A 16,575-nucleotide genomic window follows, 5' to 3' on the forward strand; every position below is an offset into this window, starting at 1 on the left:
TCATAATCATAAATCACCATGACATCTGCTTGTGAGCCAAAGAGCGGCAGGGCATCGGAGGCTGTCAGAGAGGGAATATCGAAACGTGTTGACACGTTTTCATTTGCAAACAGCGGCATTGTCCACAACGTAAATAAACATAATAAAATGATGTTTATGTGCTTTCGTTGTGTGCCAAATGATTTGCTTACCACTCTTTTCAACCTTAATGTTGGTAACAGTTGAGAGACTTTTTACCCCTAAAAAATTTACGTTTAAATTATATCTCCTCTCCAGACAGCTGGTTGCTGGCTAAAATAATAACGTCATTGGTTTCTCGCATTTGCAGCCCCCATCCTGACTCAATTGCCAACAGCAGGTTATCAATATTCTCAAATTTAAATCGACCACCCACTCTTTTCTTCAGCAGTTCAGGATCTGAAACGATAATTTCCTTTACAACATATCGCTGGATCTCTTCTATCGCTTCTTCAAGTGTCTCGCCACGAAAAATTAAGGCACTGTGCTTCCAGGCGACTTCCTGCTCAATCGATTCGGGATCAAGCGATTCAACCGCATCGAGTTTTTCGTTATAACGTATTTTCTGGCCACCGGTTATAAAGGCTTCTGACTGAACGTTTGCCAAAGGTAAAGAAAGTGAAAGATGTTCTTTTTTAACAGAATCGAGATTTGAAAATACTTTCACTTCACCTTCGGTTACCACAATTTCTACACTCTTCGGATTTTTGCGCACAACAAACTCTGTTCCAACCGCCCAGGATATGCCTTTGCCGGCATAAACAACAAAAGGAACCTCAGGGTTCTTGGCAACATTAAAACTTGCTTCCCCGTTTAATAAAGTAACCTTGCGTTGATTTTTTGCGTATTGGACAAGAACTCTACTATTGGTATTGAGGGTAATGATGCTTTGGTCGGCTAACACCACTTCTTTGACCTCTCCCACTCTGGTACTGACTTCACGTACATCAGGCGCAGAACGGTAATCAACTAAACTGACGCCAAGAAAAAAACCAAAGAAAACGAAAACGGTTAGCCAAACCGGCTTTAGTACGGTAGTACGAGAACGATCTGCAACCGTCTTTTTTTTGAGGAATTCAGCTTTGTGAGGCATGTGCTCGCGAAGATGTTCAAGCACGTCAGCCTGAGCCCAGGCCTCTGCCTGTTCCATTAGTATCTGATAATGCAAGTGAGACTGAGAAACCCACTGTTGCAGTTCAGTTTCTTCTCCAGCTAAAAGTGGCCCCTCATCAAGCCGCATTATCCAGGTTGCTGCTTCTTGTTGAACGCTTTTTCTATCGGGAAGGGTAACAATATTTTTCATGACTAAAAGCGACTTGCAGACTTATGCGTATGTACTGTATCACAGTGCGCCGCTTTTTTGTTACTTGAGCTAAGAGACTCGCCACACAAAATAATGGCTTTTGTCATGTGAGACTCCACGGTTTTTATACTTACTTTCAAACGCGCTGCAATCTCTTTGTTAGTATAGCCATACACTTTCTTCATAACGAATACTTGTTGGCATTTTGGCGGTAGTTTTTGCACAACAGCGGCGACTTTTTCTAGCTGACGATGCGAATTTAACAGCTCATCCAATTCACTTTGATGAAACTCAAAATAGTCGAGGTTGTCACCTGTAACAGCGTGCTTTGTTTCAGCTTTTTGCAGATGGTTTAATGATAAGTTTCGGATGGTTCGATAAACATAGGAAGCTGAGACATCTGTTTTTTGTAAATGCCTTGCTTCTAAAGCTTTTTTGAATGCTTCCTGAACAACATCTTCTCTGTCCTGACTACGTGCCAGAAACCGTTTAGCGTACGTTTTCATTCTTTGGCTTAAACTTTCATATAAAGACTGAAAATTTTTGCTATCGTTGTCTTTATCGTTTAAGTTGCCGTCATTTTTGATTCTCACGGGATTTTCAAAATTTAAAGCTTAACTGTTAAAGTTTTCCGATTGTATTTCATTTTTTACAAGTTTAAAACAAAAGTGTAACTAACTGGACGGGCAGTCTGGTAAATTAATAACTATATACAACTTAACGCAGCTAGATTGTTATGGCTTTCCTGCTAACATGTCAGAAAAAATCTTCCTTCAAAATCATACCTTTGAACGGACACCCTGGATTGCTCATTTGAAACTTTGGCTTAGAAGACTACACCTTGTGCTGGCGCTGATTTCAGGACTGTTTATTACCTGTCTGAGTGTGACCGGAGCGCTGCTGGTTTACGCCAAAGATATCCAGATTCTTTCACAACCTGATAAATGGCAGGTGTCATCACAGGATGAAGTACTTCCTCTTTCACGCCTGATGTCCGCCGTTGAAACGGAAACCGGACAACCCTTTGCCATGTTGATGCCGGAAACGGATCCACAGCTTGCCTGGCAGGGAAAGCTGGCGAACGATGAGTATGTCAGTGTCAATCCTTATACCGGTGGCGTTGTGTACCGGTATGACTACTACACCACTATCTACGGCTTCACGATGGCTTTGCACCGCTGGCTATTGTATGAGGACGGAGAGAAGGGCAAGCCGTTACGTAACTGGGTCTCGATAAGCGCACTGGTACTTATCTTCGAGCTTTTACTGGGTTTTTACCTGTGGGTGAAACCGAAAAACAGGTTAAAGCGGCTGGTAATCAAACGCCGCGCAAAGTTACGCATCCTGATGTATCAGCTTCATACGGTGCTGGGTGTCTACTTGCTGGTACCACTTCTCTTAATTGCGTTTACCGGCATGGCCTTCAACTGGAAAAAGCCAACGCAGCAGGTCGTCGAAACCATCACTTTTTCAGAGGTGGAAATCAGGCCCGTACCCGCGAGGCTAACAGCGTCTGAATCGTTATTGCCTGCCGCCATCGATATCGCTTATGACCGGGCAACAACAATATTCCCTGATGCCCGGTTATTCCGCATCTATTTCCCTCTGAAAGCCGGTGAACATATTGGTTTCAGAATGCAAAATCCCGGCGAGTCTCATGCTTACAGCTGGGTATGGGCTCACCCGGTGACGGGGCAGGAAACCGGACGTTACGATGCCTCTTCGGCAAACGTTGCCACGCAGGTCTGGAATTTCAAATATAAGTTCCATACCGGCGATTTTGCCGGCCCTGTGGTTCAGTTCTTATGGTTCTTTGTTGCTCTGTTGCCTGCTTTTTTTACCGGCTCAGGGATCTGGTTCTGGTACAAGCGACACTACAAATAAGTCATACTCTGTAAAGATAATGAGAATAGTTTTCATTATCTTTACATTGCCTCCCTACACCTTTAGTATAACGGGCCTTTCTTCTTGTTATATTTCTTAAAAGAGTTTTCATGTCTAAATTTTCCCTTTCTCTCGTGGCGTTGGCTGTCAGCACCTCCTCAATGGCTGTCGAGACACAAACAGACGACATTGAACGTATTATTGTTTCCGGAAGCCGTGTTATCGAAAGTATTGATGAAGTGCCGGCGTCCATTACAGTCATCTCTCAGCGCCAGATTGAAGAACATCTTAAAGTTAATCCCGAACTTCAGAGCTTGCTGGCTCAAATGGTGCCGGGACTTGCTCCTGATACCGGCAGTTCAAGCAATACCGGTCAGTCGTTGCGGGGGCGGGCGCCTCTGGTCATGATTGACGGTGTGCCACAGTCAACGCCGCTGAGGAACGGCTCACTAGGGATTAAAACTATCGATCCCAGTGCTCTTGCACGTATCGAGGTGATTAAAGGTGCCACGTCAGTATACGGAAACGGTGCATCAGGCGGCATCATTAACTACATTACGAAGCAGGCAACAACACAGGACAGCCATAAAGGGCAGATCAGTCTGTCATCACGGTTCAGTGCGGTGAAAACGGAAGAGTCCGCCGGCGCCAGGGTATCCGCAGCGGTTAACGGAAAAACCGGTAACTTTGATTACCTGCTGACTGCCAGTTACGAAGAAAACGGCGTGCAGCGGGATGCTGAGGGCGATATTCTTGGCTTGCAGTACGGGCTTTCAGACGCAGAAACGCAGAACTACTTCACTAAACTGGGTTATGAGTTTGATGACGAAAAGCGTCTGCAATTCAGTTACAACTATTTCAGCTCTCAGCAAAAAACAGATTTAGGGGATGTGGCCGGCGACATTAATCAGGGTGAGAAAACCTACGCTATTCACGTTCCGGAAGCCCTCCAGAAACAGGGTAAGCCCCAGGGGCCTGACGGAAATGAAAACATTACTGTTAAATACACCGACAGCACTATTTTCACCAACACCGAAATGACCCTCGATGTGTATTCGCAGGACATAGAAAATGTATTTTTCTTTTCGCCGAACCTTGCAAACCCTGACGAGGGTTACGACGGGGGCCAGTCGATTATCCGTTCAGAGAAACGTGGTGCCAGAGCCACATTCAACACCATTGCCGACTTCGATGGCGTGGAAGCAACGTTTATCTATGGTGTTGATGCCTTGCAGGACACCACTTCACAGCCTCTGGTGGATGGCCGGGTATGGGTACCTGAAATGGACATGGACAGCATTGCCGGCTTCCTGCAAACCAAGTGGGTAATTCAGGATAATATTATTGTGAAAGCGGGCGTCAGAAGAGAAAGCATTGACTTAACTGTCGATGATTACGAAACACTCAAGCTTTGCCGTACCGCAACACAATGCTCTGTGCCGTTACAGGTAAAGGGAGATACCATTGATTATGATGCCACGACGTACAACATTGCTATCAAGTACAACTGGAAGGATGTATTCAGTCCGTTTATTAACTATTCACAGGGTTCAGATATCGCCGATATTGGCCGTTTACTCCGCGCAGCAACAGTAGACGATATCGGTCTGATTCAGACAGAAGCGTCTATTATCGATAACTACGAAGCGGGTTTCACCTCCCTGTTTGATAATGTTCGTATTGAAGTGGCTGCTTACCGCAGCACTTCTGAACTGGGCACCACAAACCAGTTTAATGCGGTTACCGGTGTGTATGAGCCGGTGCGTGCACCACAGGAAATCTGGGGATATGAAGGGCTGGTTGACTACCGTGTTTCTGACACCCTGGGTGTCGTTGCAACATACAGTTACGTTGAAGGAAAGAATACCGAAGCCGATATCTATTTAGGCTCGCGTCAAATCAGTCCGCCGAAGGCCACGGTAAATGTAAACTGGCGCCCCCTTGATAGTATGTCATTAACAGTAAGCTATTTGCATGTTGGCGACCGTAAGCGCTTTGCGCCCGATGCTGACGGGGAATATGTGGGTGATCAGGGCCCAGTCTCCAGCTACAACATTTTCAATGTGAGCGGGAAATATCAGTTTGCAGACAACTGGAATGCGTTTATGGGAATCGAAAACCTGTTCAACAGTGATTACTACCCGGCGAGGGCCCAGTCTTACACCTACGGTGGCTACAATATTAAAGGTCTGGGTACGACAGCAACTCTGGGCGTGACCTGGTCATTTTAAAGCGGGTCTTTTCCGGATGGTGGCCGGCGAACCCGCGACAGTGGTGTTCGCCGGTACATCGTCAAACACCACCGCACCGGCACCGACAATGGCCTGATCGTCAATAGTGACGCCAGGTTGAATAACCGCATTAGCACCAATCCACACATTGTCGCCAATTGTCACCGGCGCATTATTCATATTGACGGGGGGATGAACTTCTCCTGTGTCTAACGGCACGGTACTGATGATTGCGCCCGGCCCGACAAATACCCCTTCGCCAAGACGGATATTTTGTTCAGCAATAAATGTCACGTTGTGATTGAGAAAAACGAACCGGCCCAGTTCCACGGAGGCATTACCTGACAAACAAAATACCGGCTCAATCCAGCAGGGACCGCGGCATGTAAAGAGAGCTTTCATTGCCTGTTTTTTGCTTTTAGCCGGCGCGTCTGCTTTGCTAAGTACATCGAGGTAAGGCCCTTTTACATCGCAGCGGAGAAGTGCCGCGCGTAACGAAGGCAGGCTCCGGTCTGAAAACGGTAACGGGGTCAAAGTGCTTTCTCTTTTGTAAGGGTTTGTTTATTATAGGATTCCGGATTTAAATTGCACATATGGGCACAGGTGTGAAGACTGAAATTGTATTGATCCGGCATGGCAGACCCCGCTCAGCAGATAATATCCGTTGTACAGCATCAGGTTACGCGAACTGGATTCGAAAGTATAATGCCGCCGACCTTGACCCCAAAAGCAAACCCGCTAAATTACTGAGTCTTAACAACTACTTTGTCATGAGCAGCGATTTGTACCGGGCCCGTTTAACGGCCCGATATTGCTGCGGCCATAGTGCCTGTGAGTACAGCAGTTTATTCAGAGAGATGGATATCCCTTATTACCGGTTACCGTTCCGGCTCAAAGCGTGGACCTGGGTTTATTTCAGTCGTGCCCTGTGGATGGCCGGGGCGGGCGGCAGGTTTGAAAGCTATAAAGACGCTAAAGCCCGGGCAGAAATGGCCGTTAACTTATTGGAAGTGCGGGCAAAGACCCATAAAAAAATAGTCATGTTTGGCCATGGAATGATGAACAGGGAAATTCGCAAAAGGTTGCAACAGCGGGGCTGGGCAGTTGCAGAGAAGGATAACGGCTATTGGGGCGTTAATCGTCTACACTTATAACGGCTGACAGTACGCTGACACTTTTTTCTGCCGGCGCTGAATAATAACTAAGCGAATTAATCACTATGTACATTGGTTGGACAACTTATCTCAAACAACGTTTTCAATCGAAGCGTACCGGCATGGCTGTCGGTGTATCGTTGTCTGCCGAAACTGCTACCTTCACGGCTTTGCGTAGTAAAGGCGGTGAATCTTATGTTGTCTCTGAAGTTTCTCTGCTTTATTCCCAGTGGCAGACGCAACTCAGTAAATGGGTAGCAAAGCAAAAGCTGTCCGGTGCAGAGTGTCACGTTGCGCTGGCGCAAAACTGGTATCAATTGCTGCAGATTGACCGGCCCGACGTTAAAGATGACGAAATCAATGATTCTCTGGTTTGGCCTGTGAAAGAGCTGATGGGATTCGACAAGCCCATGGTGCTGGACTACTTCGATCTGCCTGTGCCACTGGCCGGCAATAAAAAGGTCAATGTCGTTGCTATGCCTGAAGACACCATAAAAGAGATTGTCGCCGGTTGTATTGAAGCGAATGTACGGCTGGAAAGTATTTCTGTTGAAGAGCTGGCACACTGCGCGCTGTTGCCGGTTATGCAGGAACCGGTTATCACGCTGACGCAGGAAGCCGGAGAAGAAATTATTCTGAACGTCGTCAAGGACGGTCACTTGTATCTCAGCCGAAGGCTGAAAGGCTTCGAGAACCTGGGGAGTTTTTCCGAAGAAGAACTGAGAATGGGCGTGCTGGATTCATTATGTATTCAAATTCAGCGTTCCATGGACTTTTTCGAAAGCCAGCTGCGTCAGGCACCGGTACGTAAGGTGATGATTCGCATCAATGCAGCACAAACCGCAATTATTTTAGAACAGATATCACAGGCAGTTTCGGCTGAGGTGACTGAGCTGGATCTTAGCGGCGTGGTCAACGACCCGTCGGAAGTTATCTCTAATCTGAGCAGTCTGGGCATGGCGCTGACGCCTGCACGGAATAAAACGCTGTCTGCAAAACCGGTGGTGGCTGATGAAAAGTAATATTAACCTCTACCAGTCCCGCTTTGAGCCACGCATTGATTTTCTGTCATTGTCCTCCGTCAGTCTTGCCATTGGAGTTGTTGCTCTCATCGTACTGATAACAGGCAGTATTTATCATTATCTGGCCAGCAGCGCAGAAGCTGAATACGTGAAGCTGCTGGAGCGCAACCGGACCCATCAGAGTCAGATTGATGAATTACAGGCCGAGGTAACAAACTGGAAAGCAGACCCTGCGCTGATCAAAAAGGTAGAAGACATCAAACTGGATCTCAGTAAGCAACGTCGTGTACTGGAAGAACTTGCTGCCCGCGCCCCGCTGCGATTCAAAGGTTTCAGTATTCTGCTGGACGACCTGGCTGACAAACATGAGTCTGATCTGTGGATTGAGTCTATGGCGGTGTCTGAAACTAACATGACCTTTAACGGGCAGGTGTCTTCACCCCAGGCTTTTCCCCGCTGGTTACAGCGTTTAAGTGAAACCAGCAGTTTCAGAGGACGCAGTTTTGCCGCTGCCAGGGTGTATATGGACGAAGATGACGCCCTGAAATTTGAGTTGTCTACTCGCAGATCGGCATCAGCAACGGCTGCTGCGCCGGCACAGCAAAGTGCGCCGGGTTTAACGCTGCCGGGAGGTGCTCAATGAGTAAGCCTTCATTACACGTTAAATTTGAAGCGTTATCCCGGCGGGAAAAGATGATGACACTGGTATCCGGTATCGCACTGGTGCTGCTTACAGGCTTCACCTTCTTTATTGAGCCTGCCATGAATGACTTAAGCGAGTACAGAAAAGAGTTGGCTGCCGAAGAAATGAAAAAGCAGACGTTACAGGCGCAACAGGCCCTGTTCGTGGAAGCGCTGTCGGTAGAACCGGATGCGGAAAAGCATGCTGAATATGATGAGCTGGTGGCTAAGAAGAATGATTTGTCCGTCAGCTTTTCAACACAACTCGACGAGCTGGTGTCGCCGGATGAAATGGTGTTGCTGGTGGAAGAAGTGTTTTCCCATACCCACGCACTGACGTTGACTGAAATGTCGTCGGCGGAGCCCGTCTCTGTTTTTGCTGATAACGAATCTATGCAGGATGTAGAGCTTTATCAGCATGGCGTGACAATGACGTTCAGGGGCAATTATTTCGACGTTAAGAATTTCATCGAAGTGCTGGAAACCCGCTCAAGGCAGCTCTACTGGCGGTCAATTGATTATGAGGTGACGGCATGGCCGGCGGCAGATGTCACCGTGGAAGTGTATACCCTCAGTACAGATAAGGCGTTTATCGGTGTTTAACAGATACGGCAAATATTTGGTGTTTACCGGCATTCTTCTCATGATGAGCCAGCTTGCGCATGCCGGCGACCCGACCAGACCGGGACGGGGCTATAAAGGTCAGTCTTCTGCGGTAAAAACGCAGACCGGTTATCAGGTAACAGCGATTTTTAATCATGGCATGCGTCCTCAGGCCATCATTAACGGCAAGCTGGTGGCTGAGGGATATCAGTTCAGTGACGCAACCGTGAAAACAATTTTAAAAGATAAAGTGATTATCAGTCAGCAGCGCGACGGCCGCTGGCAACCGGTGACGCTGTCAGTGAATCCGGCATCATCAGATAAGTTTAGTATCCGCACTGCGGACTCATATTAGGGATCAGGCAATGCGTAAAGCCACCATCACCTTACTTGCAGCTTTCGTTTTGAGCGCTTGTCAGTCAGCGCCAAAAGAATCTGTTGTTGAGCGCTCGTTGAAGGACGAGTTGCAGGCACAGCTGGATGCTGAAAAGGCGAATAAGGCTACTTCTGAAAAATTGGATGAAGTACCGGATGCCGTGAATTCTGCGCTGATGACCGCGCCCGGACCTGCCGCTACGCCGGTGGCACTGCTTGGCCCTGAAAAATACGACATTAATGCCCAAAGCGTGGATGTGCGCCAGTTTTTGTCCGGGCTGGTTTATGACACGCCATACAGTGTAGCCGTGCACCCGGATGTGACCGGTTCGGTTACCCTCGATCTGAAGCAGGTGTCACTGGACGGGGTCATGTCATTACTCTCTGATTTATACGGATTCGATATCCAGAGACAGGGAAACGTATTTCGCGTGTTACCCGCGGGTATGCGTACCGAAACTTTCGCCGTGAACTACCTGCTGATGAAGCGTAACGGGGCGACTCAAACCAGTATCATTTCCGGCGGGGTATCGCAAAATGCCAATGGCGGAAACGGCAGTCAGTCCGGCAGCGGTAACTTCAGTAATTTTACCGGTAGTGAAATGGGCGGCAATGGCCAGTACAGCAGTATGTCCGGTAACAATAATGGCACAATGATCAGCACCCGCACAGAAACTAACTTCTGGGAAGATTTACAAACCAGCCTGGCGTCTATGCTTGGCACAGAAGGGGGGCGTGCGGTGTTTGTTACGCCTCAGGCCGGTCTGGTTACCGTCCGTGCTTTACCGTCTGAAATCCGTGCCATAAAACGCTTTTTGCAGGTATCTGAAACCCATCTGCAACGTCAGGTGGTGCTGGAAGCCCGTATTCTTGAAGTGGTGCTGAGTGACGGCTATCAGCAAGGGATCAACTGGAATGAAATTATTGCCAATGTGGGCAGCACGAATTTCTCATTCGCTACCACCGCCGGTACGTTTGGCAACGCACTGACCCCGGATTTGGGCGGCATCACCAGTTTGTCTTTCCTGAATCAGGATTTCTCCGGAGTGTTGAATCTGTTGTCCACGCAGGGGAATGTTCAGGTGCTGTCCAGCCCCCGTGTTACTGCAACAAATAATCAGAAGGCGGTGATTAAAGTGGGTGACGACGAGTATTTTGTTACCGACGTATCCAGCCAGAATACGATTACAGCCACATCGACTTCAGTGGTCCCGGATATTGAACTGACGCCGTTCTTCTCGGGTATTGCGCTGGATGTTACTCCCCAGATTGACGATAAGGGCAGTGTGCTGTTGCATGTGCATCCATCTGTTATTGAAACCGAAGAGCAGACTAAAGTTGTCACCCTCAACGAAGAAGAAATTGTGCTGCCGCTTGCACAAAGCACTATCCGGGAATCTGACACGGTTATCCGCGCGTCTTCGGGAGAAATTGTTGTAATTGGCGGCCTGATGCAAACCACTATTACCGATAATGAAAGTAAAACGCCGTTGCTGGGAGACATTCCTGTGGTGGGGAACCTGTTCAGAAATAAACGTCAGCAGGAAACCAAAAAAGAACTGATCATACTGCTTAAGCCCACTGTGGTTGAGCCCGGCACGTGGAGTAAGCAAATCGAAATGAGCCGTTCGCAGATGGCTGACTGGCTGTACGTGGAATAAGTCATGTATCTGAGTCACTTTGGCCTTCAGGAGCCGCCCTTCACGTTGACGCCGAATACCCAGTTCTACTTCGGATTGCCCAGCCATAATGAGGCAATGGAAGTACTGAAAACGGCGCTGGACGCAGGTGAAGGCTTTATCAAAGTGACTGGCGAGGTAGGCACTGGCAAAACCCTGCTGTGCCGGAAATTGCTTAACGAATTGCCGGATAACTTTCCCTCCGCATATATTTCCAACCCCATGCTGTCAGCGGAAGAGTTTCGTCGTGCGGTAGCCGCTGAAATTGGTGTGGTGCTGGATGTGGGAGGCGATCAGCAGCAATTTACCCGTCAGATTGAAGCCAAACTGATTGAAAAAGCTAAAGAAGGGTTGTCGGTGGTGCTGATCGTCGATGAAGCCCAGGCCATGCCTGAGGAAACGCTGGAAGCGCTCAGACTTATGACCAATCTGGAAACAGAATCCAAAAAGTTACTTCAGGTGGTGCTGTTTGGTCAGCCGGAGCTGGATCAGAAGCTGGCTACACCCAGATTGCGGCAGCTGAAGCAGCGCATTACTTTCAGTTACCGGCTGGCATTGATGAATGTGGACCAGGTTGAGCAGTATGTGCAGCATCGTTTGCAGGTCGCCGGATACAAAGGCGCGCCGGTGTTCGGCCACCGCGCCTGTCAGATGATGGTGTCTGCCTGCCGCGGAACCGCAAGGCTGATTAATGTGGTCTCTCATAAGGCTTTAATGCTGGCTTATGGCGAAGGAAAACATGAAGTGACACTGGAGCATATTAAATATGCCGTGAAAGATACTGAAGCCACACAACGGCGGATAGCCGGTATGTCTCTGCAAGCCGTTGGTATCGCTGCGGCGGGAGTGGTTATCGCGGTGACTGTCATCGCAGGTATGTGGTTCAGCGGAGGCGCGGCATGAGTGTCATTAATAAAATGCTCCGCGACCTTGAAGGACAGAATAATCAGGGCGGCAACACAAAAAACTATAAACCGTCCTCACCGGGAGACGCTGGCAGAAGGAGCCGGTTGATTATTCTCGGTGTGTTGTTGCTTGCCGCAATTGCATGGAGTGCGTTTACTTTTCTGGTGGACGCCAAAGACAGCGGGGAAAGAATCACCCCACCGGTCACAGTCGTGACTTCACCGGATAACCAAACAGGACCTGCGCCGTTATCGTTGAATACCGCGTCATCACCGGTCTCTGGTGAATCTGAGCCGGAGCCGCGCCTTACCGCATCAGGAGATAGCAGTCTTACTGCAATTGCACCGCCTGATAATACATCATTTGCTGTTATAAATAGCTCAGAGTCAGCACCGGTAACGCCGGAAAATATACCGCAGGCCGGAGGCCGGACAGCGTCACAAGCCGGTGACAATGGTCCGGTCGTTGTATTTAATCAAGTTCAAAAAGAATCACAATCCCGGCAGGAAGAGGCTGTACAAAAAGCGGCTCCGGATCCTGCAGGTGACAGGGTGCCGGTGATCACACCGGAAAAAGCACATAGTAAAACGGCTGATACAGGGGTGATGAAAGTCACTAAGTCGCAGCCTGCCGCTGTGGAGGCTACACTGCGCGATCAGATTGCCGGTGAGATGAAAAAAGGCAATATGCGTGAGGCCACCCGTTTGCTGATACTGTTATCGCAACGGGAGCCGGATGACCTTGATGTCCGCAAGAAACTGGCATCGGTGTATTTCGCAGAAGGACAAGTAGAGCAGGCGCAGCAAATGCTGGAGCAGGCACTTGAGGAAGCACCGGCGAATACCAGTATCCGGTTGATGCTGGGGCGTCTTTACACTCAGCAGAACATGAGTGAACAGGCGTGGGAGGTGATCAGTCAGCTGGCTGATACCACCGACATCGACTTTCTGGGTTTCCGTGCCGGATATGCCAATCAACTAAAAAAGTATGACGCAGCGCTAATTGATTATCGTGTGCTGACTGAACTTCAGCCTGCCATAGCACGCTGGTGGCTAGGTTTTGGAGTTGCCTCCGACAAGCTTGGAAAGCCGCATCTGGCGGTGCAGGCATACAAGGAAGCTCTTAACAGACAAGGGTTGGAAGACGCTGTTGAATTATTCGTTCGGAAACGGATTAAGGATCTCTCGGAGTAATTATGAGTCAGACGAAAATCCGTTTAGGAGATCTGCTGGTACAGGATGGTTTAATTACCGGTGAGCAATTGGTACAGGCTCTGGGGGAACAGCGTAAAACTGGCCGTAAGCTGGGTGCCACCCTTATTTCCATGGGGCTGGTGACAGAGCAGGAGTTATTAACGTTACTTTCCCGTCACCTTAAGGTCGCGCTTATCGACCTCGACCAGTATCAGGTGAATGCCAGTGCCGTAAAGCTATTACCGGAAATTCAGGCCCGCCGGTACAGAGCGCTGGTTATTGAAGACAAAGGTGACAGGTTGCTGGTGGCGATGAGCGACCCGGCTGACCTCAACGCGCAGGATAACCTGTCGGATCTGCTGCCCAAACCATTTGATATGGCTGTGGTCAGCGAAGCGCAACTATTTAACGCCTACGATACCCATTATCGTAAAACCGATGAAATCGCCTCTTTCGCCCATGAGCTGGCAGAGGAATATCAGGAAACAGATGACTTTTCGTTAAGTGCCGGTGTGGAAGAAGAGCAGGACACCGCTGTTTCCCGGTTACTTCAGTCAATCTTCGATGATGCGGTCATTGCCAAAGCCTCGGATATTCACATTGAGCCGGATGAAAGCAAGCTGCGCATACGTCAGCGTGTCGACGGTGTGTTACAGGAAACTGTTATTCCGCAGGGAAGCATTGCTGCAGCACTGGTATTACGCCTGAAGCTGATGGCCGGTCTGGATATCTCTGAAAAGCGTTTACCTCAGGATGGCCGTACCCAGGTAAAAGTACGGGGACACCGCATTGACGTGCGTTTATCAACCATGCCGGTTCAGTCCGGTGAAGCGGTGGTAATGCGTTTGCTGGATCAGTCAGCCGGAGTATTAACACTGGAACAGACCGGGATGCCTGCGCCGCTGTTGAAACGTTTCCGCACGCTGTTACAACGCCCGCACGGCATGATTCTGGTTACCGGTCCTACCGGCTCAGGAAAGACAACGACACTTTACGGCGCGCTGAGTGAGCTGAATAAACCGGAAAGAAAAATCATTACTGTTGAAGATCCTGTGGAATACCGTTTGCCCAGGGTAAACCAGGTGCAGGTTAACAGCAAAATCGACCTGACTTTCTCCAGTGTACTGCGTACCACACTGCGTCAGGATCCGGACATTATCATGGTGGGGGAAATGCGGGACCAGGAAACAGTGGAAATTGGTCTGCGGGGAGCATTAACCGGTCACCTGGTATTGTCAACGTTACACACCAACGACGCTGTTTCCAGTGCTATCCGCCTGCTTGATATGGGAGCGCCGGGCTACCTGGCCGCCAGTGCGTTACGGGGCGTTGTTGCCCAGCGTCTGGTCCGTAAAATTTGTGACAGTTGCGAAAGTGTTTACACCCCCACCCCGGAAGAGGTGTTCTGGCTCAAACACGTGGATGAATCTTTAGGTGAGGTGGTATTTAAAAAAGGTCGCGGTTGCCAGAAATGTAATCAGACCGGCTACAAAGGCCGGATTGGTGTGTTCGAACTGCTGGAACTGAATGACGCCATGATGGATGCGCTGAAGGTTGGGGATACCGTGGGCTTCGCGCAACATGCCAGAGAAAGCAACCGTTACCGGCCGCTGGCTTACGCCGCATTAACCTACGCTAAAATGGGCATGACCACCGTTGAGGAAGTGCTCAAGTTGTCTGAAATGGTCGCCGATACCTCAGATACAGACGTGGAAAAAGCAGAGGACACGGGTGATGGCCAGGTTTAGTTATACTGCCCGTGAAAGAACGGGGGAATTAACCGAAGGAACTATGGAAGCCACGGACGAGAGCGCCGTGGCAAAGCTGCTGTTGGCCCGCAATGTCATCCCCATCAAAATTGTTGCGAGCAAAGATGAGGCGGCTTCCGGTGCTGAAAAATCCATGGACGTGCACTGGTACACGCCCAATGTGTCGCTGGACGAACTGGTTATCTTTTGTCGTCAGATGTTTTCACTGACCCGTGCAGGTATTCCTATTTTGCGGGCAGTCAGTGGTTTGGCTGAGTCCAGTAACTCTGCGCGAATGCGTGTTGCTCTGCTTGATGTTATCGCTCAGTTAGAAAGGGGGCGCAGTTTGTCCTCGGCGCTGCATTTGCACAGCGATATTTTCAACCAGCTTTTTGTGAGCATTATTCACGTGGGCGAGAATACCGGTCGTCTGGATGATGCGTTTTTACAGCTGGCTGAGTACCTTGAACGGGAGCAGGAAACCCGTAAGCAAATTAAAGCCGCCACACGGTATCCTATTTTCGTGCTGATTGCTCTGGCAATGGCCTTTGTGGTGCTCAACGTGTTCGTTATCCCAAAATTTGCCACCATGTTTGCCAAATTCGGAGCCGAACTTCCCACCATGACCAAAGTGCTGCTGGCCATTTCTGATTTCATGCTTAACCGCAGTTATATTCTTATCGGCATTATCGCCTTAATCAGTTACGGCATTTACCGCTATGTGAGTACCGAAAGTGGCCGGTATAAATGGGATCTTCTCAAGCTTCGTCTTCCCGTGGTGGGAGACATCATCCGCCGCTCACTGCTGGCCCGTTTTAGCCGCAGTTTTTCTATGATGCTCCATTCCGGTGTGCCCCTTACCAATGCCCTTAATCTTGTGGCGGATGCGGTCGATAACGCTTATGTGTCAGCTTCTGTTATTGAAATGCGCCAGCGCATCGAGAAGGGCGAGAATTTAACCCGGGTTAGCCATGCCAGCGGACTCTTCACCCCGATGATATTGCAAATGATTAACGTGGGGGAAGAAACCGGGCGGGTAGATGAGCTGCTTGCTGAGGTTGCCGGTTTCTATGAACGGGAAGTGGATTACGACCTGAAAAGCCTGACTGCGAAAATTGAGCCGTTCCTGATTGTGATTGTCGCCGGCATGGTACTGATTTTAGCTCTGGGTATTTTCTCCCCGATGTGGGACATGATGAGTGCGATAAAGGGGGGCCGGTGAGAAAAAGTAACGCCGCCGCAGTGAATGAACAGCGCAAGATGTTCCTTGGCATCATATCAACCCTGGTGTTTGCCATTTTAATGGGCAGTTTTATCGTCTACTTCTACGAATCGGAGCCGAATTTGAAAGGCCAGATCCTGTTCCGCTTCGGCGATAAACTCGAAGACAGTGCTGTCAGCGCACATTGGCAGTGGCAGGCGGAGGGCCGTCCGGAGCGTATTTTGCTGGTGCACTATAATAGCGAAGGTAAAGAGACTGATCGCCGTCCGGTGGTGATGGGAGTAACGGGCTGGCCCGGCGTTAAACATACAGATGACGGCTGCCGGAAGCTGTGGCAGATGTTGCTGAATCAGCCTATGGAAGTGGATGGTTTCAGAGTCCGCGGGGATTTTTACGAAGGTGATACAGATACAGAGTCGGGTGAGCCAGTTAATGCTTATTGCCGGTTCGGACTGAGCAGCGGTGACTATTTTGATTATGCAATTTATCGCGGAGATGTGACCTATGAAGATGAGTGACCCGGTACATCGCCAGCATGCAGAAAAACGGGAGAACA

16 protein-coding genes are annotated in these 16,575 nt (G+C 49.2%); 13 read left to right on the forward strand and 3 right to left on the reverse strand.

Features of this window, described 5'->3' with window-relative positions:
• Window positions 1-259: 259 nt before the first annotated feature.
• Together ACXAH4_RS02050 and ACXAH4_RS02055 are read right to left on the reverse strand one after the other, a co-directional pair.
• Window positions 260-1,321 (reverse strand): FecR family protein, encoded by a 1,062-nt coding sequence (locus ACXAH4_RS02050; RefSeq protein ID WP_474880501.1) that lies wholly within the window; start codon window positions 1,319-1,321, stop codon window positions 260-262.
• A 2-nt stretch (window positions 1,322-1,323) separates the two neighbouring features.
• Window positions 1,324-1,914: an RNA polymerase sigma factor gene (locus tag ACXAH4_RS02055; protein WP_474880503.1), complete on the reverse strand. Its 591-nt coding sequence runs from the start codon at window positions 1,912-1,914 to the stop codon at window positions 1,324-1,326.
• Window positions 1,915-2,134: 220 nt separating this feature from the next.
• Between ACXAH4_RS02055 and ACXAH4_RS02060 the strand changes: the two genes are divergently transcribed.
• Both ACXAH4_RS02060 and ACXAH4_RS02065 read left to right on the forward strand, forming a co-directional pair.
• Window positions 2,135-3,205, forward strand: coding sequence for a PepSY-associated TM helix domain-containing protein (locus ACXAH4_RS02060; RefSeq protein ID WP_474848354.1), 1,071 nt, complete (start codon window positions 2,135-2,137; stop codon window positions 3,203-3,205).
• A gap of 110 nt (window positions 3,206-3,315) precedes the next feature.
• Window positions 3,316-5,436: a TonB-dependent receptor gene (locus ACXAH4_RS02065; protein ID WP_474841693.1), complete on the forward strand. Its 2,121-nt coding sequence runs from the start codon at window positions 3,316-3,318 to the stop codon at window positions 5,434-5,436.
• Here ACXAH4_RS02065 and ACXAH4_RS02070 read toward each other — a convergent pair.
• Complete coding sequence (locus ACXAH4_RS02070) at window positions 5,428-5,970, reverse strand: acyltransferase (protein ID WP_474848350.1); 543 nt, start codon at window positions 5,968-5,970, stop codon at window positions 5,428-5,430. The two genes, ACXAH4_RS02065 and ACXAH4_RS02070, sit on opposite strands and share 9 nt — an antisense overlap.
• A gap of 71 nt (window positions 5,971-6,041) precedes the next feature.
• Between ACXAH4_RS02070 and ACXAH4_RS02075 the strand changes: the two genes are divergently transcribed.
• The 11 genes from ACXAH4_RS02075 (at window position 6,042) to ACXAH4_RS02125 (ending at window position 16,537) form a co-directional block, all read left to right on the forward strand.
• Entirely contained in the window at window positions 6,042-6,590 is a 549-nt protein-coding gene (locus ACXAH4_RS02075; protein WP_474880505.1) for a histidine phosphatase family protein, read from the forward strand.
• 65 nt (window positions 6,591-6,655) lie between these two features.
• On the forward strand, window positions 6,656-7,612 hold the full coding sequence (locus ACXAH4_RS02080; RefSeq protein ID WP_474880506.1) for a biogenesis protein MshI: 957 nt from the start codon (window positions 6,656-6,658) through the stop codon (window positions 7,610-7,612).
• A complete protein-coding gene (locus ACXAH4_RS02085) occupies window positions 7,602-8,255 on the forward strand; it encodes a hypothetical protein (protein ID WP_474880507.1) in 654 nt (217 codons plus the stop codon). The genes ACXAH4_RS02080 and ACXAH4_RS02085 overlap by 11 nt, the downstream gene beginning before the upstream one ends.
• Entirely contained in the window at window positions 8,252-8,896 is a 645-nt protein-coding gene (locus ACXAH4_RS02090; RefSeq protein ID WP_474880509.1) for a hypothetical protein, read from the forward strand. Before ACXAH4_RS02085 ends, ACXAH4_RS02090 begins: the two co-directional genes overlap by 4 nt.
• Entirely contained in the window at window positions 8,889-9,251 is a 363-nt protein-coding gene (locus ACXAH4_RS02095; protein ID WP_474880510.1) for a hypothetical protein, read from the forward strand. Before ACXAH4_RS02090 ends, ACXAH4_RS02095 begins: the two co-directional genes overlap by 8 nt.
• A gap of 10 nt (window positions 9,252-9,261) precedes the next feature.
• Window positions 9,262-10,932 (forward strand): pilus (MSHA type) biogenesis protein MshL, encoded by a 1,671-nt coding sequence (gene mshL, locus ACXAH4_RS02100; protein ID WP_474880511.1) that lies wholly within the window; start codon window positions 9,262-9,264, stop codon window positions 10,930-10,932.
• Window positions 10,933-10,935: 3 nt separating this feature from the next.
• Entirely contained in the window at window positions 10,936-11,853 is a 918-nt protein-coding gene (locus tag ACXAH4_RS02105) for an ExeA family protein (protein ID WP_474880513.1), read from the forward strand.
• On the forward strand, window positions 11,850-13,049 hold the full coding sequence (locus tag ACXAH4_RS02110) for a tetratricopeptide repeat protein (protein WP_474880514.1): 1,200 nt from the start codon (window positions 11,850-11,852) through the stop codon (window positions 13,047-13,049). The genes ACXAH4_RS02105 and ACXAH4_RS02110 overlap by 4 nt, the downstream gene beginning before the upstream one ends.
• On the forward strand, window positions 13,049-14,797 hold the full coding sequence (locus tag ACXAH4_RS02115) for a GspE/PulE family protein (RefSeq protein WP_474880651.1): 1,749 nt from the start codon (window positions 13,049-13,051) through the stop codon (window positions 14,795-14,797). The genes ACXAH4_RS02110 and ACXAH4_RS02115 overlap by 1 nt, the downstream gene beginning before the upstream one ends.
• Window positions 14,784-16,019 (forward strand): type II secretion system F family protein, encoded by a 1,236-nt coding sequence (locus ACXAH4_RS02120; protein ID WP_474880516.1) that lies wholly within the window; start codon window positions 14,784-14,786, stop codon window positions 16,017-16,019. The genes ACXAH4_RS02115 and ACXAH4_RS02120 overlap by 14 nt, the downstream gene beginning before the upstream one ends.
• Window positions 16,016-16,537: a hypothetical protein gene (locus tag ACXAH4_RS02125; RefSeq protein WP_119502865.1), complete on the forward strand. Its 522-nt coding sequence runs from the start codon at window positions 16,016-16,018 to the stop codon at window positions 16,535-16,537. Before ACXAH4_RS02120 ends, ACXAH4_RS02125 begins: the two co-directional genes overlap by 4 nt.
• The last annotated feature ends 38 nt before the right edge of the window (window positions 16,538-16,575 follow it).

This window comes from Alteromonas sp. ABV2_168 (assembly GCF_056161165.1).